22 protein-coding genes are annotated in these 19,528 nt (G+C 72.1%); 10 read left to right on the top strand and 12 right to left on the bottom strand.

Translation table 11 applies throughout. From position 1 onward, the window contains the following. Window positions 1-16: 16 nt before the first annotated feature. Together NIE111_RS18785 and NIE111_RS18780 are read right to left on the bottom strand one after the other, a co-directional pair. Window positions 17-1,210, bottom strand: a complete 1,194-nt coding sequence (locus tag NIE111_RS18785) for a low temperature requirement protein A (RefSeq protein ID WP_238685632.1) — start codon at window positions 1,208-1,210, stop codon at window positions 17-19. Continuing rightward, the gene (locus tag NIE111_RS18780; RefSeq protein ID WP_372488361.1) at window positions 1,197-1,655 is read right to left on the bottom strand and encodes an Rv0361 family membrane protein; all 459 of its coding nucleotides are present in this window, start codon (window positions 1,653-1,655) and stop codon (window positions 1,197-1,199) included. Before NIE111_RS18780 ends, NIE111_RS18785 begins: the two co-directional genes overlap by 14 nt. Before the next feature lie 146 nt (window positions 1,656-1,801). Here NIE111_RS18780 and NIE111_RS18775 point away from each other — a divergent pair, with 146 nt between their 5' ends. From NIE111_RS18775 to NIE111_RS18765, 3 genes are read left to right on the top strand one after another with little or no spacing between them, the layout of a single operon-like run. Beyond that, the gene (locus NIE111_RS18775; protein ID WP_238685631.1) at window positions 1,802-3,505 is read left to right on the top strand and encodes an acyl-CoA dehydrogenase family protein; all 1,704 of its coding nucleotides are present in this window, start codon (window positions 1,802-1,804) and stop codon (window positions 3,503-3,505) included. Window positions 3,506-3,536: 31 nt separating this feature from the next. Continuing rightward, the gene (locus NIE111_RS18770; protein ID WP_238685630.1) at window positions 3,537-4,709 is read left to right on the top strand and encodes an outer membrane protein assembly factor BamB family protein; all 1,173 of its coding nucleotides are present in this window, start codon (window positions 3,537-3,539) and stop codon (window positions 4,707-4,709) included. Window positions 4,710-4,758: 49 nt separating this feature from the next. Further along, window positions 4,759-5,130: a VOC family protein gene (locus NIE111_RS18765; RefSeq protein ID WP_238685629.1), complete on the top strand. Its 372-nt coding sequence runs from the start codon at window positions 4,759-4,761 to the stop codon at window positions 5,128-5,130. Window positions 5,131-5,249: 119 nt separating this feature from the next. Here the strand turns inward: NIE111_RS18765 and NIE111_RS18760 are convergent, their stop codons facing one another. From NIE111_RS18760 to NIE111_RS18735, 7 genes are all read right to left on the bottom strand, one after another. Beyond that, window positions 5,250-6,248, bottom strand: coding sequence for a tyrosine-type recombinase/integrase (locus NIE111_RS18760; RefSeq protein WP_238685628.1), 999 nt, complete (start codon window positions 6,246-6,248; stop codon window positions 5,250-5,252). A 71-nt stretch (window positions 6,249-6,319) separates the two neighbouring features. After that, window positions 6,320-6,745, bottom strand: a complete 426-nt coding sequence (locus NIE111_RS18755) for an Hsp20/alpha crystallin family protein (protein ID WP_238685962.1) — start codon at window positions 6,743-6,745, stop codon at window positions 6,320-6,322. A gap of 72 nt (window positions 6,746-6,817) precedes the next feature. After that, window positions 6,818-7,342: a GNAT family N-acetyltransferase gene (locus NIE111_RS18750; RefSeq protein ID WP_238685627.1), complete on the bottom strand. Its 525-nt coding sequence runs from the start codon at window positions 7,340-7,342 to the stop codon at window positions 6,818-6,820. A gap of 30 nt (window positions 7,343-7,372) precedes the next feature. Beyond that, entirely contained in the window at window positions 7,373-9,058 is a 1,686-nt protein-coding gene (locus tag NIE111_RS18745; protein WP_238685626.1) for an ABC-F family ATP-binding cassette domain-containing protein, read from the bottom strand. Between the two features lie 245 nt (window positions 9,059-9,303). Then, entirely contained in the window at window positions 9,304-9,426 is a 123-nt protein-coding gene (locus NIE111_RS32065) for a hypothetical protein (protein WP_274531310.1), read from the bottom strand. A 17-nt stretch (window positions 9,427-9,443) separates the two neighbouring features. Continuing rightward, window positions 9,444-9,959, bottom strand: coding sequence for a DUF2087 domain-containing protein (locus NIE111_RS18740; RefSeq protein WP_238685625.1), 516 nt, complete (start codon window positions 9,957-9,959; stop codon window positions 9,444-9,446). 54 nt (window positions 9,960-10,013) lie between these two features. After that, a complete protein-coding gene (locus tag NIE111_RS18735) occupies window positions 10,014-10,517 on the bottom strand; it encodes a MarR family winged helix-turn-helix transcriptional regulator (protein ID WP_238685624.1) in 504 nt (167 codons plus the stop codon). A 68-nt stretch (window positions 10,518-10,585) separates the two neighbouring features. Between NIE111_RS18735 and NIE111_RS18730 the strand changes: the two genes are divergently transcribed. Next, window positions 10,586-11,818 carry an MFS transporter gene (locus NIE111_RS18730; protein ID WP_238685623.1) on the top strand — a complete coding sequence of 411 codons (1,233 nt, stop codon included), beginning with the start codon at window positions 10,586-10,588 and terminating at the stop codon, window positions 11,816-11,818. 96 nt (window positions 11,819-11,914) lie between these two features. Here NIE111_RS18730 and NIE111_RS18725 read toward each other — a convergent pair whose 3' ends face one another. After that, window positions 11,915-12,106 (bottom strand): DUF397 domain-containing protein, encoded by a 192-nt coding sequence (locus NIE111_RS18725; protein ID WP_238685622.1) that lies wholly within the window; start codon window positions 12,104-12,106, stop codon window positions 11,915-11,917. Then, complete coding sequence (locus NIE111_RS18720; protein ID WP_238685961.1) at window positions 12,097-12,864, bottom strand: DUF5753 domain-containing protein; 768 nt, start codon at window positions 12,862-12,864, stop codon at window positions 12,097-12,099. The genes NIE111_RS18725 and NIE111_RS18720 overlap by 10 nt, the downstream gene beginning before the upstream one ends. A gap of 228 nt (window positions 12,865-13,092) precedes the next feature. Here NIE111_RS18720 and NIE111_RS18715 point away from each other — a divergent pair, with 228 nt between their 5' ends. The 6 genes from NIE111_RS18715 to NIE111_RS18690 all read left to right on the top strand — a co-directional run bounded on the left by NIE111_RS18715 (window position 13,093) and on the right by NIE111_RS18690 (window position 18,935). Continuing rightward, window positions 13,093-13,338 carry a flavin reductase gene (locus NIE111_RS18715; RefSeq protein ID WP_238685621.1) on the top strand — a complete coding sequence of 82 codons (246 nt, stop codon included), beginning with the start codon at window positions 13,093-13,095 and terminating at the stop codon, window positions 13,336-13,338. Between the two features lie 92 nt (window positions 13,339-13,430). Then, entirely contained in the window at window positions 13,431-14,678 is a 1,248-nt protein-coding gene (locus tag NIE111_RS18710; protein ID WP_238685620.1) for a hypothetical protein, read from the top strand. Next, complete coding sequence (locus NIE111_RS18705) at window positions 14,665-15,579, top strand: hypothetical protein (protein ID WP_238685619.1); 915 nt, start codon at window positions 14,665-14,667, stop codon at window positions 15,577-15,579. The genes NIE111_RS18710 and NIE111_RS18705 overlap by 14 nt, the downstream gene beginning before the upstream one ends. Window positions 15,580-15,712: 133 nt before the next feature. Next, complete coding sequence (locus tag NIE111_RS18700) at window positions 15,713-16,234, top strand: SigE family RNA polymerase sigma factor (protein WP_238685618.1); 522 nt, start codon at window positions 15,713-15,715, stop codon at window positions 16,232-16,234. Next, window positions 16,231-17,499 carry a hypothetical protein gene (locus tag NIE111_RS18695; protein ID WP_238685617.1) on the top strand — a complete coding sequence of 423 codons (1,269 nt, stop codon included), beginning with the start codon at window positions 16,231-16,233 and terminating at the stop codon, window positions 17,497-17,499. Before NIE111_RS18700 ends, NIE111_RS18695 begins: the two co-directional genes overlap by 4 nt. 149 nt (window positions 17,500-17,648) lie before the next feature. Continuing rightward, window positions 17,649-18,935: an MFS transporter gene (locus tag NIE111_RS18690; protein WP_238685616.1), complete on the top strand. Its 1,287-nt coding sequence runs from the start codon at window positions 17,649-17,651 to the stop codon at window positions 18,933-18,935. Here NIE111_RS18690 and NIE111_RS18685 read toward each other — a convergent pair whose 3' ends face one another. After that, window positions 18,936-19,523 (bottom strand): GNAT family N-acetyltransferase, encoded by a 588-nt coding sequence (locus tag NIE111_RS18685; protein ID WP_238685615.1) that lies wholly within the window; start codon window positions 19,521-19,523, stop codon window positions 18,936-18,938. Window positions 19,524-19,528: the final 5 nt, after the last annotated feature.

Below are 19,528 nucleotides of genomic sequence, written 5' to 3'. Positions count from 1 at the left end.
CCTGGCGACGCGCCGGTCACCGCGTCGCCGCCAGTGACCGGAACCGGTCGGTCAGGATCACGGCGACAGTCACCGCCAACGCCACAGCGGCGCACACCGCGACGGGTGCCTCCAGCACCACACCGACCGGCATCAGCGCCAGCAGGACCACCACCGCAGTGACCCGACTGATCGGCAGGGTCCGCCACAACAGCGCCTTGTAGGCGGCGTGCCCGGTCAGGAACAGCGCGGGACCACCCAGGGTGAGCAGTACGTCGACAGTGGTGGCCGGTGCGCCGGGCTCGCGCAGCAACCGCTCGTCGGCCGCCGACGTGACGACGACACCGGCGACGATCACCGGGTGCAGGAAGTTGAACGCGACCCGGCTCAACGCCCCGGTGCGCTCCCCGGCGTGGGCGATGAACTCCGTGGCGGCCGGGGCCGAGCGGGCGAAGTACACCCACCACAGCGCCACCGAACCGCCGAACGCCAGCAGGAACGCCCCGGACGTCACCAGGTCCACGTGCGACGTGAGGGTGCTGCCGGTGACCAGGATCGACTCCCCCAGCGCGATCAGGACGAACGCCGCGCACCGTTCGGCCAGGTGCCCACCCTCCACCATCCACCGCTCGGGTCGGCTGCGTCCCCGTCGTGGCAGCGGATAGCCGATCGACAGGCCGACCACCTCGATCACGATCACCGCCGTCCACACCGCGTCCCGGGCGGCACCGCCGACCAGGCCACCGATGACCACGAGCACCGACGTCCCGGTGATCCACGGCAGCGACTGCTGAAATCCGGCCACCAACCACGGGCTGCCCTGCACCGCCCACAACGCGAACACTGTGCGGCCCACCTGCACGGTGACGTAGACCAGCGCGAAGAGCAGGCCGGTGGAGCCGAACGCCTCCGGGATCGTCGCCGACAACAGCAGGCTGCCCAGCCCCACCCCGATCAGCATCGTCCGCACCGGCCCCTGGTCCGGTTGCAGCCAGTTGGTCAGCCAGGTGGTGTAGACCCAGACGAGCCACACCAGCGCCAGCAACAGGCCGGTACGCCCCGCGCCCCGCCAGTCCAGGTGCGCGAGCAGGTAGTGCGACAACTGGGTGATGCTGAAGATGAAGACGAGGTCGAAGAAGAGTTCCGTCGAGGTGGTCGGCTGCACCCCCTCGCGTGGGCGCAGCAGCTGTGGGCGTGTCGGGGCGGCGACCGGGGGCCTAGAAAGGGTCACCGCACACCCGCCAGTTCCCGTCCTCACGGACCACCGGCAGACGCCGTTCCTCGCTGAGCCCGCCGCTGCGGGTCACCTTCACTGTCACCGTGCCGTGCGGTCGGCCGCTGCGGGTGGCGACCGACACGTCGGTGATCTCGTAGTCGGTGACCATCGGTGGTGTCCGCACCCAACTGGTGAAGCCGATAGCGCTCCAGCGGCTGCGCGCGTCCTCGCAGAGCCGCTCGTACGCCCGGTCGCTGTCGCCGAGGGCCACCTCGCTGAGGAAACCGTCGGCGGTCTCCCGGATCGGGCCGGCGGCCTGCCGGACGGTCTGCAGGTTCCAGGCGCCCAATCCGGCCACCCCCACGCAGCACAGCGCCACGCCGAACCCGGCGAACGCCAACCCGGTGCGCATCGGGCGGTGACGCCGGGCCGGTCGGCTCCACGACTGGCCCGCACCCACGACTACCGACCGTAGAGAAGACGCTCACGCTGACGGGCGACAAGCCGGAAACTGGGTGCGCCCGATGGGCGGGTGTGCCCTGTTCGCGGCGGCCCCGCATCGTCTACCGTCGGCGCACACCCCCGAGCAGTGCCAGGAGCCGATCGATGAGCCGCTTCGTGCAGCCGGTACCACCCCCCGTCGACCCGTACGCCGGCGATGGCCTGCTGCGGTCCTGGCTGGAACGTCACCTCGGCCCGGGCGGGCACGCCGCCGCGAAGGGCCGTCTCGCGGACCTGGCCGCCGACGTCATCGGGCCACTGCGCGCGGCGCACGCCGACGCGGAGGCGCACCCGCCGACGCTGGTCCGCTACGACCCGTGGGGTGCCCGGATCGACCGCATCGACACCTCCGCCGGTTGGCAGGCGCAACGCGCCGCCGCCGCCCGGCACGCCGTGGTGGCGCTGCCCTACCTGCCGGACGCCCGGGGCACCTGGGGTGCCGCCGCGCGGGTCGTGCAGCACGCCCTGCTGCACCTGTACGGGCCGGAGTCCGCGACGTTCTCCTGCCCGGTGGCGATGGCCGACGGGGCGGCGGCGCTGCTCAGCATGCCCGACGTCAACGCCACGGTCCGCGACGCGTGGCTGCCCCGGCTGATCTCCACGGACCCGGCCACGGCGATCACGAGCGGGCAGTGGATGACCGAGTCGCAGGGCGGCTCCGATCTGGGCCGTTCCAGCACGCTCGGCCGACCCGCGGCGGACGGTTCGTGGCGGCTGACCGGGGAGAAATGGTTCTGCTCCGCCGCCGACGCCGCGATGGCGGTGGCGCTGGCCCGGCCGGAGGGCGCCGGGCGGGGCAGCCGGGTGCTCGCCCCGTTCCTCGTTCCCCGGTACGCGGTCGACTCACCGCTGGCCGACGGCGCGTCGCCGGGCGCACCCGCGCCGGGTGTCACAGTGCACCGGCTCAAGGACAAGCTCGGCACCCGGGCGCTGCCCACCGCCGAGATCGGCCTGCGCGACGCGTACGCCCTCCCGCTGGGTGACCCGGCGGTGCCCGGTCTGGTTCGGGCGATGACCCTGGTCGTGGTGACCCGGGTGCACAACGCGGCGGCGGCGGCCGGCGGAATGCGACGGGGTCTCGCCTACGCCCGCGCGTACGCCGAGGTGCGGCACGTCGCCGGCGGCCCACTGGTGTCCTCGCCCCTGCACCGGGCCACCCTGGGCACCCTCGCTGTCGACGCGGCGGGCGCGTTCGCCCTCGCTGGGCACGCCTTCGCCCTGCTCGGGCGGGTCGAGGTCGGCGCCGACCCGGAGGCCGCGGCCGAGCTGCGCGTCGTGGCGCCGTTGGCGAAGCTGGCCACCGGCCGGCTGGCCGTCAGCTCCGCCAGCGAGTACGTGGAGAGCTTCGGCGGGGCCGGTTACGTGGAGGACACCGGCGTGCCCCGGTTGCTGCGCGACGCCCAGGTGCTGCCGATCTGGGAGGGCACCACCAATGTGCTGGCCCTGGATGTGCTGCGCGCGCTGACTCGGGAGGACGCCGGGGCGCCGCTGCTGAGCCGGCTGACCGCCGCCGTCGACCTGGCGCGGCCGCTGTCGCCGGTGTTGGCCGACACCCTGGCCGCCGCCGCCACGCAGTTGCAGGAGACCATCGCCGCGGTGACCGTCGACCCGGTTGCGTCGGCGGTGCTCGCGGGCGCCCGTGGTCTGGCGTTGCGCCTGGCGTACGCGCTGACCACCGCGTTGCTCGTCGAGCACGCCGCGTGGGGCGACGAGCAGGCGGAGTTGGCCGCCCGGCTGTGGGCGCGCCGCTGGCTGCGGCACGAGGAGATCGCCGAGGACGCCCACCACCACCTCGACCTGCTCTGCTGACCGGCCGGCGCGAGCGGACGGGTAAGCGCCCATGTCGGTGCTGATCGAGCTGGGTGACGACCGGGGCGCGCCCCTGGAGGAACGCCCACCTCCACCGCAGGTGTCCCGCCGGTGGTGGGTGGCGGTGCTGGTGGCGGCCTGTGTCCTGCTCGGTGGTTCCGCCCCGCCCGTGCGCCTGACGCCTCAGGTCGGGCCGGCGGTGCCCGCCCGGGCGACAGTGCTCGGCGCCGGGCCGCTGCTGCTGGTCGTCGACCCCGAACCGAACCCGCCGACGCTGAGCGCCTACGACTCGGCCGCGCCGGACGGCCCGCCGCGGTGGCGGGTCACAGTGCCGCCCGCCGCCGGGTGGTCCGCAGAGGTCGCCGGTGACCTGTTGCTGCTGGTCGAGCGTGACCAGGCGCTCGGGGCGCGGGTGACCACCGCGCGGTCGTTGCGTACCGGCCAGCCGGTGTGGCGGCGACCCGAGCGCGTGTACGCGGCCGGAAACGAAGCGGTCGCGGTGCGCGAGGTGCGCAGCGCCGCCGAACCGGGTCGGCGGGTCGAGGGCACGGTGCACGGCGTCGACCCGGGCACCGGCGCGACCCGGTGGTCGGTCCCGCTGCCCTCCACGGCGGTGCTGCGAGCGCTGCCCGGCGTGCCCGGGCGGGTGCTGCTGGTGCAGGACGACGGGTTGGTCCGGCTGCTCGACGCCCGTGACGGCACCGAACGCGGGCGGGGACAGCTTCCGCCGGCCGACTACGGCCCGGACAATCCGCAGCTCGTCGGCGCGCACCTGGTGCTACGCCACCCGAACGGCGGCGCGGTCGCGCTGACCGGCTACGACCTACCCGGGCTGATGCCGCGCTGGCGATCGCCGGTGCAGCCGGGTGAGCTGATCCTGCGGCCCTGCCAGGGTCTGCTCTGCGGGCAGGACGAGCAGGGACGCTGGGCGATCGACGCGGGCACCGGGGCGCGGGTGTGGACGTGGCCGGCCGGGGCGCGCTGGCGCACCGTGGGGGGCCCACGGGGCACCACGGAACCCCTGGTCGTGCTGGGTTTGGCGGCGGACGGCAGGCGCTCCCTGGTCGCGACGGTGGGGCGTGACGGTCATCGGGTGTCCGCGGTGCTCCCGGCGGGTGTGACCGACTGCCGCCGGGTCGGCGCCGGGCTGATCTGCCGCGACGGCACGGCCCGCGTGACGTTCTGGCCCCTCGACGTCCCCTGACCTCTACTCGCGGGGCGAAGTTGTCGGGCCCCGCCGGCATACTGCCGGCGTGACAGCCTCTGCCGACCTCGCGATGGTCAACCTCGACAGTTCCGATCCCGCCGGCCACGCCGCGTTTTACCACGAGGCGCTGGGCTGGGAGGTCACCCACAGCCAACCCGAATACGCGATGATCAGCTCCGGTGGCGTCTCCATCGGCTTCGGGCTGGTCGAGGGATACCGACCACCCTCCTGGCCGGACCAGACCGGCGACAAGCGCTACCACCTGGATCTTTACGTCGACGACCTGGCCGCGGCGGAGGAGAGGTTCGTCGCCGCTGGGGCGTCGAAGCCGGCATTCCAGCCCGGCGGCGAGCGGTGGGTGGTGCTCCTCGACCCGATCGGGCAGCCGTTCTGCATCTGCCCCCGCCCGCAGAGCTGAGAAGAGCCCGCCACAACGACAGAAGGAGTCAGCATGGCCGTCACTCTCGTCAACCCGGACGGGTTACCGAAACCGGACGTCTACCGCTGATCGACAACCCGACGTCGGGCGGGTAGCGCTCAGCCGCGACGACGTGACCGGGCCGCCCACACCGCGTAGGCCGGGTCGCGGTCGAGGTTGTGCCGGTCCCGGTCGTAGCGGCGGGTGGTGCGCGGGTCGGCGTGGCCCATGGCGTCCTGGACGTCCTCCAACGGCACGCCCTCCGAGCGGGCCGTGGTGGCGAAGGCGTGCCGCAGTGAGTGTGGGGACAGCTTCGCCCAGGCTGGGATGCCGGCGGCGCGGGCGAGCCGACGGACCATCCGGAACACCGAGTGCCGGTCCAGTCGGGCACCGCTGGCGGTGACCAGCAGCGGGCCGGTGAGCTGTGGCACCGGCACGCCGGTGGCGGCGGCCCGCTGGGCCAGGTAGGCGTCCAGGGCGTGCCCGGTGCCGGGGGTGAGGGCGCGGCGACGTTGTTTGCCGCCCTTGCCGATGAAGCGCACGCTGCGGTGGCCGCGTTCGGTGCCGAGGTCGGTCAGGTCCAGCGAGATCAGCTCCCCGACCCGCAGACCCAGGTCGGCGAGGAGCGCGAGCGCCGCCCGGTTGCGTACGGCGGTCGCGCCGGTGTCCGCGTCGGCGGCGCTGAGCAGGGCGTCCACCTCTTCGGGGGTGAGCCCGACGGTGGCGGAGTGGTCCCGGTCGACACGGGGGCGGTCGGCGCCGGAGACCGGGTTGGCCGGCACAGCGCTCAGTTTGACCAGGAAGTCGTACCAACTGGACAGCGCCGAGAGTCGACGCGCGACGGTCGCCGGGGTCAGTGGGCGGCCGCTGCGGGCGCCGACGCTGCTCTCCAGCGCGCGGGCGTACTCGTTGACGTGCAGGAACGTGGCCCGCAGCGGGTCCAGGTCGTGATCGGCGCACCAGCGGAGCCAGCCGGTGACGTCGCGTCGGTAGGCGTCGCGGGTGTGCTCGGACAGCCGCCGGTTGCGCAGCCACGCCTCGGTGACCTCGACCGGCCCGCTCGGCAGCGCCGGTGGCGCGGACGGGCGGGCGAGCACCGGAGCGTCGGAGAACACCATGTGAAAAAGGCTCTCAGTCTTGGGTGGGATCGGCCTGCAGGCGCGCCGGTCCCACCCGTTACCGTGTCGAATCAGGCGTTGATCTCTCGCCGGGCGCCGCCGTTGGCCTGGATGGTCACCCGGCGGGGCTTGGCACGCTCGGCGACCGGGATGCGCAGCGTCAGCACCCCGTTCTCGTACCCGGCTTCCAGCTTGTCGGTGTCGAGCGTGTCGCCGAGGAACAGCTGTCGGGTGAAGGTGCCCATCGGGCGCTCGGCGGCGACCAGCTCGACGCCGTCGCCGACGGGCCGGCGACGCTCGGCGCGGACGGTGAGCACGTTGCGCTCGACAGTGCAGTCGATGGTGTCCGGATCGACGCCGGGCAGGTCGAACGCCGCGTAGAAGTGGTCACCGTCGCGGTAGGCGTCCAGGTGCATCGTCGCGGGACGTGCCGCCGTACCGAAGAACTGCTCGGCGAGCCGGTCGATCTCGCGGAACGGGTCGGTACGCATCAACATGGTCATGCCTCCTCGGTTCTCCTGGCCGAAGGTGATGAGTTGAGCCGGGTTGACTCAACTTCCTCTTCTTATTTAGCGCGTCCGCGCGCCGACGTCAACCGCTCCGGACAGCCGCTTCTCAAACCAGTGTTCGGCGTAGGGGCCCCGCGAGTACGCCGGGATCTCGGCGTAGCCGTGCCGGGCGTACAGGGCGCGGGCCTCGACCAGGTCGTGCCGGGTGTCGAGCCGGATCCGGTCCGCCCCGGCCGCGCGGGCCTGCTCCTCGACGGCGGCCAGCAGCGCCGCGCCCCCACCGGCGCCGCGGTGCTCGGAGCGGATGAACACCCGGGTCAGCTCGGCCCAGCCCGAATGCCAGCGCAGCCCGGCGCAGCCGGCCAGGTCGGGGCCGTGGTGGGCGAGCAGGAGTAGCCCGCCCGGCGCGGTCAGGTCGTCGCTGGGCAACTCGGCCAACGCCGCGTCGACCTCGCCGGGCACTGCCGGGCGACGGTGATAGCGAACCACCATCTCGGTCATGTACTCGCGCAGCAGCAGCACCGCGTCGGGGTGCTCGGGCCGGCTGGTGCTGGTCGTCCAGGTGGGCCGGGCGGTAATGGTCACCTGTTGATCATCACCGCCCGGTCAACGGCTTTATCCGGTCGCCCGGGTTCGCGTACCCGGGGTCGCCGGGTCGCCGATCCGGAGCAGCGGCCAGTCGGCCAGGTCCCGCAGCAACTGCCGGTCGTGGGTGGCGACGACGACGGCGGCGCTCGTCGCGCGGATCGCGGCGGTCAGCTCGTCGGCCAGTGTCGACGACAGGTGGTTGGTCGGCTCGTCGAGCAGGATCAGCGTGGGCCGCCCGGCCAACACCAGTGCCAGGTCGAGGCGGCGCTGCTGCCCCTGCGACAACCGCCCGACGGGCGTACGCGTCGCGGCGGAGTCCAGCAGCCCGAGCGATCCGAGCGACACGGCCTCGGCGGCGGGCAGCATCCCACGCGACACCAGTCGTCCCACCTGGTGGGCGTACACCTCGTCGGCGGTGAGATCGGAGGCCTGCCCGGCGGCCTCCTGGGTGAGCCGGGCGACCCGGGCCTCCCTCGCCGTCCAGGCGTACCCGTCGGTGGGTTCGAGCGCTCCGGCGAGCACCGCGAGCAGTGTGGACTTCCCTGCGCCGTTGGGCCCGGTGACGAGCAGCCGGTCGCCGCCGTCGATGGCGAGGTCGACCGGGTTGGCGAGCCGCCCGTCGACGGCGACGCCCTGCGCGCGTACCTGCGGCGCGCCCTGCCGTACGCCGAGGTCCGGCATTCGCAGCGTCGGCGGTGGTTGAGGTACGTCGATCCGGTGTGCCTGGAGCGCGTCCTGCTGCCGGTTCAGGGCCTGCACGACGCCCGGCGCGCGGGACTGGCGCTGGTGCTTGCCGGTCCCCTTGTCCGGCCGCCAGCCGGTGGAGAGGCGGTCGCGGGCCTTCGACACCGCGTCCTGGAGTCGTCGACGCTCGGTCTGTTGCTGCTCGTACTCCTGCTCCCAGTGCTCCCGATCGCGGCGCCGCGCGTCCTGCCAGGCGTCATAACCGCCGGCGTAGAGCCGTGCCTTCGCGTCGTGGGTGGGGTCGAGGTCGAGGAACCGGTCCGCGACGTCGCGCAGCAGCGCCCGGTCGTGGCTGACGATCGCGAGACCGCCGTCGTGCTCGCGGAGACGGCGGGTCAGGAAGTCCAAGCCGTCGGCGTCGAGGTGGTTGGTCGGCTCGTCGAGCAGCAGCACGTCGTGGCGCGCGCCGAGCAGGCACGCCAGCCGCACCCGGTAGCGCTGGCCCACCGACAAGGTCGCCAGGGGACGGTCGCGGTCGGTGCAGGCGCCGAGGGCCTCCAGTGCCACGTCGACGCGACGTTCGGCGTCCCACGCGTCGAGGCGGGTGGCCGCGTCGAGCGCGGCGGCGTAGCGGTCCTCGGCGCCCGGATCGCCAGCGGTCAGGGCGAGGGTCGCCTCGTCCAGCGCGGCGAGGGCGGTGAGCGACGCGGCCAGCGCCTCGGACGTGAGGGTGCGGACCGTCTCGCCGTCGCGGGTGGGCAGTTCCTGGCGGGCCAGGCCGATCGTGCCGGCCCGCTGCACGGTGCCGTCGTCCGGCGTGATCAGCCCGGCGAGGACGTGCAGCAGTGTCGTCTTGCCACGACCGTTCTCGCCGACGACCGCCACCCGCGACCGGGCGGAGACGGTGACCGAGACGTCGGTCAGGACGCGACGGGACCCCCGGGTCACTGTGACGTCGGTGGCGCGCACGTGTGCGCTGCCGGCCTCGACGGGCCGGGACATGGTTTCGGGGTTCGGGGTGAGGTTCAACGGTGCTCCGCAGCTCGCGATGGAGCCGGGCAGCAGCTGATGGCCACCCGGCGGGAACCGGGACGGCGAGCGCGAATTCAGCAGAGGAAGGGCGCCGCCGTCAGCGGGCGGAGCGGACCTTCTGCGACCAGATACCTCGTGCCATGACGGCGATGCTAGCAACCTCGGCGCATCAACTCCCGAGGATTTCGCCCACCCCGTGGTCAATGCGACACGAGGTGGGCGGGGGAATAGCAGCGGGCCGCCTACCGGCGCGGGCGGGGCCGCAGGGCGATCAACGCGACCGCCACTGCCAGTTGAGTCGCGTTGAGGGCGAGCCTGGCGCCGCCGGTGCCCTCGACGCCGAGCACGGCGACGAAGGACAGCACGGTCGCGCGGCGGACGATCAGAGCAGCTGGTAGACGCCGTGCTCGCGGGTGAGTAACTGCTCGTCGATCAGATACCGGCGCAGCGTCGCGTGATCCGACCCGCCTGCGGCGCACCACGGCTTGAGCGCGTCGTCGACGGCCCGCTCCGGATAGCGGGTGCCCGGCTCGAACGACTGCTCGGCGATGTGCGCGAGCACGACCCGCCGTCGACCCCGCTGCGCCGGCAGACTCACCAGGACGCCCGCGCGCAGGAAGGTCCGCAGCACCGGGTCGACGCCGGGCTCGGCGTCGACGGCCGGGCCACTGTCGCGCGCGGCGGCCCGCAGCGACGCCTCGTCGGGCGCGAGCGCGCCGTCCGCGCCGGTGACGAGGCCCGCGTCGGTGAGCCGGCGGACCCCGGTGAGCACCACCCGCGCCGGCAGGCCGGTCCGCTCGGCGACCTCGGTCGCGCTGGTAGCACCCAGCACGATCGCCGCGAAGATCCGTCGCCGTCCGTCGTCGGCCAGGGCCCCGGCCAGCACATGCGCAGTCACGCCGGTCACCCTCGCATCAGCGGTACGCGGACCGCCAGGCGATTTTTGGCCCTCTCAGTCGGTCTGCGGCTGTTCGGCGACGAGCAGCACCCGGCGCAGCAGGTCGGAGAGGTGTCGCCGCTCGGTCGCGGTGAGCGCGCCGAGCAGGCGGTGCTCCTCGGCGCCCTGGACCTCCATCGCCCCGCGCCACGCTGCCCGACCCGCCTCGGTGAGTTCCACGTCGACGCGTCGACGGTCGACTGTCGACGGAATCCGGCGGACGAAGCCCCGCCGTAGCAGCGTGTCTACCCGGGCGGTGATCGAGGCGGGGGCCATCGTGAGGTCCGCGGCGAGGTCAGAAGGTGCGGCCCGGCCACCGCGACCGGCCAGGGCGTGCAGGGTGTCGTACTCGTGGGCCGGCAGGTCGAGGTCGACCAGGACCCGCTCCTTGACGGCCCGCAGATGCCGGGTCAGTCGGATCATCCTGGTCACCGCCCCCTCGACGTCCGCGTCGAGGTCGGGCACCACGGGCAGCCAACGCTCGATGTGCCGGTCGACGACGTCCGGAGTGGTGGTCACCGCGCCAGCTTACCTCAGCGCCGAAATATTCGTTGCCGAAATATTCGATGTCGAAGTATGTTGTGGGCATGGCTCACCCACTGCGCAACCACTCCTTCCGGCTGCTGTTCCTGGGTCGCACCATCTCCGCTCTCGGCGACGCGGTGGTGCCCGCCGCACTGGCGCTGGCCGTGCTGCGGGCCACCGGCTCCACCGGCGCGCTGGCCGTCGTCCTCGCCGCGGCGGTCGTCCCCAGGCTGGTCCTGCTGCCGTTCGGCGGCGTGGTGGCCGACCGGTTCGACGCCCGCCGGGTCGCCCTCCTGGCCGACCTGGTCCGCTGCGCGACGCAGCTCGCGGTCGGCGTGGAGCTGCTCGGCGGCGACCCGTCACTGACCGCCGTGGTGGTGGCGTCCGCGCTCGGCGGCACCGCCTCGGCGTTCGCCATTCCGACGGCGTCCCCGCTGGTCGCCGGCACCGTCGAACCGGCCGACCGGCAGCGGGCCAACGCCCTGATGGGGATCACCGCCAACACCAGCCGCCTCGCCGGCCCGGCGCTGGCCGGCGCGCTGGTCTGGGCCGCCGGACCCGGCTGGGCGTTCATCCTGGACGGCGCGTCATTCGCGCTCAGCGCCACGCTGCTCGCGCTGGTGCGGGTCCGCCACGTGCCGGTGCCCCGCCGTTCCGTCCTCGCTGACCTGCGACACGGCTTCGGCGAGGTACGCGCCCGCGACTGGTTCTGGACCAGCCTGCTCGGGCACGGCGTGTGGAACGGCGCCGCCGCCGTGTTGATGACCCTCGGGCCGGCCGTCGCCATCGACCGCCTGGGCGGCGAGACGACCTGGGTGCTGCTGTTGCAGGCCGGCGCGATCGGGATGCTCACCGGATCGCTGCTGGCCGGGCGGGTCCGGCTGCACCGGCCGGTGCTGCTGGCCAACCTCGGGCTGGCCTGCTACGCCGCCCCGCTGTTCCTGCTCGCCGTCGCCGCGCCCGCCCCTGCGGTGATCGCCGCCTACGCGGTCGCGCTGACCGCCCTCGGCTACCTCAACCCGGTGTGGGAGACCGTCGTGCAGCACCACTTTCCGCCGGAGGTCCTGGCCCGGGTCACCTCGTACGACTGGCTGGTGTCGCTGGGCGCCATGCCGCTGGGCTACGCCCTGGCGCCGTTGGCCGCCGACACGTTCGGCGCACCCGTCCCGCTGGCCGTCGCGGGCCTGCTGGTCCTCGCCGCCTGCGCGGGTACCGCCCTCGTGCCCGGCGTACGCCGACTCACCTGGCCGGCGACCCCGCAATCGCAACCGGCCGACCCCGCTGCCGTCCGTTGATCAGTTCGAATCTCGATGGGTGGGTGAGCGACGGCCGGGCCCATCCACGACAAAGGCTCCCGGCCAGCGCCGGGAGCCTTTGTGCGATGTGGTTGGTCAGCCGGCTTTGCGGGCCATCGCGACGAAGCCACGCCACGACCGTGGGCTGAACGTCAGCGTGCCGCCGTCGCGGTCCTTCGTGTCACGGACCAGGACCACGCCCGGAAGGTTGTCGGCAACCTCGACGCAGTCACCGCCGTTGCCGCCGCTCTTCGTGCTCTTCCGCCACCGCGCACCGGTCATGTCCATGATGCTGCCGCTTCTCTGAGAAGTTCCAACGAACGCCCTCGGGGCAGGGCCTCGCCGCGAATACGCTCCCACCGTCGTTCCAGGCTAACAAGATCCGACGTTTGATTGAGGATCTGCGCCTGTGCCGCGCTGTCGACGTGCGCGACCCGTGACCCGTCCGGCATGTCGGCGATGGTGAACGGTCCGTCGAGCCCGGGGTAGCTGGGCGCATCCGACGGGACGATGTGGAGCTGCACACTGCCCGTCTCGGCGTGCCCGAGCAGGCGCGCGAGTTGCACAGCCATCAAGGTGCGGTCGTCGCCGACACGCCGCCTCAACACCCCCTCGTCCAGCACGGCGATCAGCAGCGGACCGCCTCCCCGGCCGATGATCGCCTGCCGGTTGATCCGCGCCTCGGCGAACTCGGCGACCGCCTCCGGTGTCAGCACCCCACCGGCCAGGGTCGCCCGGGCGTACGCCTCGGTCTGCAGCAGCCCAGGCACCCACGCGAGTTGGAACGACCGCAGTGTCACAGCCTCACGTTCGAGGTCGACCCACGGCCGGAACCACACCGGCTCACGGCGACGGACCACGTCCGGCCACAGCGCGTCGGCGTCCTTTGCCAGCAGCCCCGCCACTGTCGCACGATGTCGGCTCTGGGGAATGTGCCCCGGGTTTGCCCACCTGGCGACGGTCTTCGGGTGCACACCGAGCTGACCTGCGAGGCTCTCGGCGGTGTGACCCGCCGCGGCCAGCGCCGCGACAAAGGCGTGGTTCATGCCGTCCCTCCCCTGGAACAAATCCGCTGCTCCGAGAAGATTAGTTAACGCTGTGTGTTTGTCCAGCAACCCCCGGCACAGTGCGGTGTAGACGGTGCTGCGACGAGGAGGAGAAGCTGTGCGGAACGAGGTACGAAGCGCTCTCAGAGCCGGAGACGTGGTCCTGTTGACCGCCGCCGCGAGCGTCCCCACACCGGTTCGACGGTGCGCGACAGTCGGGGTCGGCTGATGCCCGAGCGTCCGAAGCACTCCCCGTTGCGCCCGTCGTGGCGCTGCCCGGTCTGCGGCATCCTGTGGCCCTGCTCGGCAGCGAAGCTGCGCCTGCTCGGCGAGTACCGCGAGGATCGGCCGGGTCTGTTGATCCACCTGGCGAAGGTCCAGGAGGAAGCCACCGACGATCTCATCAAGCTCAACCCGGACGTCGCGCTGCCCGATCTGACCCCGCGTTTCGTCGGCTGGGCAGAGGCCCGCTGAGCTGTCGTCAACCACCTCCGCGGGTCGGTACGAGTCAGCACGATGCGGGAGACTGACGGCGTGACGACAGGCCCCGGGATGAGGCCGGCCCGATGAGCCGACCATTCAGGATCGTCGTCGCCGTGCTCGCCGCGGTGGGCGCCACCCTGATGTACCTGGGAGTCACCGCCGAGGTCAATTCCATGTCGGGGCCGATCACCGTCACGCGGACCGCCGTCGACTTCCGGACCCTCGTCGCGAAGGGGGTTGTCTTCTTCGCCCCCCTCGACCCCATGACCGCCCCGATGATGGACGCGGTGACGCCGCTGATCCGCTGGGTCGTGATTCTGCTGGTCGGGGTTTCGACGTACCTGGCCTGCGGCCTGGTCACCCGGCGGACGCACCCGTTCGTGGCGGCGATGGTCGGCGCGGCCGCGGCCCTCACCGCCACGGCGGTCGGGGACCTGCTCTGGTGGGCCACCCTCGTGGTCCGCGTCCACACCGCCCCCACCGGTTGGTACGCCAACGAGGCACTGGACCATTCCACGCTCCTCGCCAGCGCACACCTGACGCTGACCGGCTGGACGTCCGACGCCCTCTTTCTCGGCTGCCTGTTGGCGGGCACGAACGCCTCCCTGGTGGGCTGCGCCAGCCTGGCGATGCTGCTGCTGGACCGGCTCAGGACAGCAACCGACGAAGGTGACGGCGAGGCTCAGGCCCCGGTTGTCGACAGCGCGCCGGCGGCCCGCGTTCCGCTGATCGGCGACGTGCGAGGACGCGGCCCGAACCTTGCCCTGGCCGGCGTCCTCCCGGTGCTGGTGCTCATGCTGATCAACGGCACCCAGGCGGTGTGGGACAGCTACTCGGGGAGAGGTTTCCTGGCGTTGCTGTCTGTGTTCCTGTCCCGCCCCGCCCTGTCCCCGCCGCCACGCACACGCGATGACGTGGAGTACCGGCTGACCCACGAGATCGATCCGAATCCCCTGTCGATGGACCTCTGGGTGCACAGGTCGGTGCTCGCCCTCGCCCTGCTGGTGGTGCTGTGGCTCCTGCTCTGGGCGCTGGTCGGCGGCCTGCCGAATTCCGGGCACCGCCTCGGGCTCGTCGTGGTCTGTTGGGGTGCCACGATCACGGCGTCCGCGTTGACAGCGACGTCCGATGTCCTCGTCGGCTGCGCCATCTCGGACTCCCCTACCGGGTGTGCCCCCTGGGAGTCCCTGGGCCTGCAGTTGACCTCGGCGCTGCGGTTCGGCGCGGCCTGGGGCTGGCTCGTCGCGCTGCCCGTGCTGCTGGCCCGTCGGCTCCTCGACACCGACACGTCCATCGATACGCAGGAGACTCCGGCCCATGAGTCCACGTAACAAGCCCCCGCGTCGCCGTAAGGGTGTCACCGCGGCCGCGCCGCCCCCCGCGCCGGCAACCGTCGCCTGGTGGAAGCGTCCCGTCACCTGGCTGCTGACGATCGTGGTCGGTGCCGTCGCCACCTGGCTCGGCGCCGTCGTCCTCGGCGCGATCAACCAGTGGAAGCCCGCGAACGAGCTGGCCGAGCAGTTGGCTGGCCGGGGGCCGGTCGTCGTCCTGGACCTCAAACACGTTCCCTACCCACAGGAGGGCGCGCTCGACTACGTCTACCCCGCCGGCGCCGACCTGGCTCGCCTGGACGCCAAGCGGCCGGACGACCCGACCGTCGAGGCCGGCGCTGTCGACATCGAACGGAGCACCTGGGAAATCACCCTCGTCGGCACCCGGGACGAGGCCGCCGAGGCCGTCGACCTCCGGCCCGTCCTCGTCGAGCCCTGTCGTCCCCCACTCACCGGGATCCATGAGCCCAACGAATCCCAGGGCGACTCCAAGAAGATCGTCCTCGTGACACACGTGGATCGGCCGAATCCCCGCATGCTCGTCGACGACCCGGATGGCGAGGACGCCGGTGCCCCGTTCTTCGCCAGCCACAAGATCACCTTGCCCAAGGGTGAGAAGAACGTCATCCAGGTACGAGCGCTCAGCGCCAAGCAGCACTGCCGATGGCGACTGGAGCTGGACTACCTGGCCGACGGACGACGCCAGACGATGGTGATCTCGGCGCCCGGCGACAAGCCGTTCGAGGTGACCGGGCGCGCTGACGACTCGGCCTACACCTGGATCTACCTCAGTCCGTTCAACGGTTGTCGGGCCAAGGACGGCACCGAGACCGATCGGCTGCGCATCACCGGCCCCGAGTACGCGCAGATGGTGCGCGACGGGCGCAGCTGCCCGTACTGACCGCTGGCCGTCCACCACCCGCGCCACCCGGATCACCGGCCCTCCACCGGGTCCGACCCGGGCGAAGTTGCCGGACCGGTAAACCTCGCGAGCCCACCTGGTGTCTTGCTGGTTGACGAGGCCGGGAGGTCAGATGAGGGATTCGCGCGGGGCGGAGTTCGACGACTTCGTTCGCTCACGGTCGGGGGTGCTGTTGCGGGTTGCCTTCCTGCTGACCGGAGACCGGCACGCGGCGGAGGACCTGCTTCAGGAGGTGCTGGAGCAGATGTACGTGCGTTGGCGTCGGGTGCAGAGCAGCCCGGAGGCGTACGCGCGACGTGCGCTGGTCAATCGGTCGATCAACCGGTGGCGGTGGCGTTCCCGGCGTCCGGAACAGTCGCTGGGCGACCACGACGGGGTTGCCCGGGACCACGCCGACGTGGTGGCGGTTCGCGAGCTGGTCGTCGGGGCGCTGCGGTCGTTGCCGGCTCGGCAGCGGGCCGCTGTCGTGCTCCGTTACCTGGAAGACCTGCCGGTCGTCGACGTCGCGGCGGCGATGGGCTGCTCCGAGGGCGCGGTGAAGAGTCACGCCTCCCGTGGGTTGGCTCGGCTGCGAGAGGCGCTGGCCGGATCGAACCTCGTCATGCCCATCACTGGACCCGGGAGTTCGCGATGACCATGAACGACAGTGACGTGCGCGGCATCCTGCACCGCGCGACGGATGACCTGGTCAGCCCACCGGGCCTGCTCGCTGAGGTGCGTCGGGGTGGGCGGCGGCGGGTGGTGCGCCGGCGAGCCGTGTTGGCGGCGGTCTGCGCGGTCGTGGTGGCCGTGCCCGTGGCTGGCGTCCTCGACCTACCCGGCAACGCCGGAGATGCTCCTGTCGCGTCACCGCTGCTCGACCAGCCCACTCGCGGTGATCTGGCCGCCGACGAGGGATACCTGCGGCAGGTCCGCCAGGTGTGGCAGCGCCGGATCAAGGAGGTCGGAGATCGGACGCGCGGCGAGCCGCACGTGGTGTGGGCAGGAGGAACGCCTGCTGGCCCGGCCGCCTACGTCGCCCACGCCACCGCACACGGCACGACGGTGGGGTTCGTCGAACCCACAGCCGGCGGCCCGCGCGTCCGCACCCTGACGCAGGCCACCGACAGCGAAACAGACGGCCTCGAGCAGGCAGTACTGCTCGGACCGCAGCGCGACGTGCTCCTTGTGCTGGACTTCGGGCAACCGGTGCAGTTCTCCCCGCAACTGCGGTACAAGCCAGATGGCAAGGTCGAGCGAACCTTCGAGCCGGTGGCATTCCAGGACGGTGCGGCGGTGTTGTCGGTGTCGCCGCAGCGCACGAAGCTCACCGTCGCGCTCTCCAGGACTCCCGTTGAACGGCAGAACGTGATTCACATCGACGGCACGAGCGAGATCTACTTCCCCGACAACAAGGATCGGCCCGCACCACCGCTTCTTCGCCACACGTTGCCCGGCGCGGAGCAGGTCTGGGGCACCGACCCGGCTGCCAAAGAGGTGAACGCGCCGACGGAAGCCCTCGCCGAATACATCGACCCGGTCGGAGCGCACACGCACAACGGCTCTCCCCTCCTGTGGGTCTACGGGGCAACCCCCGATGGCCAACGGCTCCTCGTGGAAACCGTCCAGTACGACGACGACCCGTCCCGCGTCATCGCACTGCTCGCCCGCAAGTACCTTCCGTTCGAAGCGGTGGCCAGCACGACCGCGGACTGGTCGGCACCCCTACCCGTGCGGCTACGACTGCCCGACGACCAGGGCGTTCTCGTCGCCGCCGAGGGGTCAGCGCTGAGCTACCGGGTCGGCGACGGCCAGTGGCAGGACGCCGGCCGCAACGCGGCACTCCTGCCCGCGACCGCGACCGAGGTACGGGTCACCAACGACAACGGGACCAGCACCAACGTCCCGGTCGCTTCCTGAATCAGCTCCCCGGCAATGGTAAATACCGCGCTCACCGACGCGGTGATGGCTACCTTCACCTACGGGCTGGTCGGTGAACGGTGTCACCCGGCGTGTGTATCGGCGGCACGACGCCTCACCGCAACCCTTGACGACAGGGGAAGTTCGAGATGTCCGGCGCAGCGTTCGCCACGGCAGGCGCTGCGCCGTTGCGTCCCACCCAACTGCTTCGCCGCAACAGGCCGTTCCGAACGCTCTTCTCGGCACGGCTCGTCTCGTACGCGGGCGACTCACTCAGCCTTGTCGCACTGATCTTCCACGTCGCCGAGACGACGGGTAAGGGGCTGGCAGTCGCGCTTCTGCTCCTTGTCGGAGACTTCGCTCCGTCCCTGTTGGGTCCCTTCACCGGTGCCCTCGCCGATCGGCTCAATCTCCGACGGTTGATGGTCGTCTGCGAACTCATCCAAGCTGTGGTCCTGCTGGTCATCGTGCTGACGATGCCCTCGCTGCCGGTGCTGCTGGCACTCGTCGCGATTCGCGCCACCGCCTCGCAGCTCTTCCAACCGGCGTCTCGGGCGGCGGTGCCCGCACTGGTCGGTGACAGTGACCTGGAAACCGCCAACTCCACCCTCGGGTTCGGCTCCAACGCGGCAGAGGCGGTCGGCCCCCTGCTCGCCGCAGCCCTGTTCCCGCTGGTCGGACTGCGTGGCGTGCTGCTCGTCGACGCCGTGTCGTTCCTGGTCTCGGCCGTGCTGCTCGCGACGCTCCCCTCACTTCCGCCGGCCACCGCCGATGGGCACCAGCCGTCCCTGCTGCGACAGGCCAGAGCGGGCATCGGTTATCTGTTGAGTGTTCCGACGGTGCGGGTGATCTTCCTTGGCTTCACCGCTGTGGTCGCCTTCAACGGGGTCGACGACGTGGCCCTGGTGCTGTTGGCCCAAAAGACCTTCCACGTCGGTGAATCCGCTGTCGGGCTGCTGCTGGGCGCTGTCGGTGTCGGACTGGTGGCCGGATACGCCATGTTGTCCAAATGGGGCTCGCGGGCATCGATGCCGCTGCTGCTGATCGCGGGCTTCGCCGTCAGCAGTGTCGGCAACCTGCTGACCGGGCTCGCCTGGGCCGTCGCCGCCGCGATCGGGCTGCAAGCCGTCCGTGGGTTCGGGTTGGCGGCCATGGACGTCGCCTCCAGCACGCTGCTGCAACGTACGGTGCCAGCGGGAATGCTCGGCAGGGTCTTCGGCAATCTGTACGGTGCGATCGGGGTCGCCGCCGCGACGTCCTACCTCGCCGGTGGTGTCCTGTTGGACGCCACGTCCGCCCCGGTGACCCTGATGGTCGCGGGCATCGGCGGGCTGGTGGCTACCGGAGTCGTCGCGTTGCGACTGCCACAGGCGATCCGACGGGCCGACGAGGATGGTGCGACGCCGACGCCGACGCCACCCGCGCCGACAATCTGATCAGATCGGGCCGTCGGTGCGCAGCCGTGCGTGCAGGTGCATGTCGTGCCAGCCGTCGGAGTGGCGAACCGACCCGCGGGCCACGCCCTCCTCGGCGAAGCCGGCCCGCGTGGCCACCCCGCACGACGCCGCATTGGCCGTCGAGTGCTCCAGGGCCAGCCGGTGCAGACCGGCCCGCGTGAAACTCCACCGGGTCAGGGCGAGCAGCGCCTCGGTGGCGAGACCCTGGCCGCGCGCGGCGGGCACCAACCAGTACGACAGCTGCGCCGACGCCTCGACCAGCAGCACGCCCCGCAACCCCACCTGACCCAACGGCCGGTCGTCGGCGTCGACGATCGCCCAACTGGCCGACGTCTCGTCACGCCAACGACCGACCCACTGCGCCGTCCACGCCCGCGCCTCGTCGTCGCCGTCCACGCGGCGGACGTGCCACCGCTGGATCCGCGGACAGTCGAAGGCGGCCCGGACGGCCGGAGCGTCGTCGTCGCGCCACGGCCGCAGGGCCAGCCCGGGTCGTACCGGAAGGTGGGGTTGCTCCTGGGCGGCGAGGCTCCCGGCGGGCAGGGCTGGTGCGACGAGCAGCGGCATCAGCC

This window comes from Micromonospora hortensis (genome assembly GCF_022230935.1).
GTDB lineage: Bacteria > Actinomycetota > Actinomycetes > Mycobacteriales > Micromonosporaceae > Micromonospora > Micromonospora hortensis.
The sequence above is the reverse complement of the archived record's forward strand: the minus strand, read 5'-3'. Positions and strand labels throughout refer to the sequence as shown.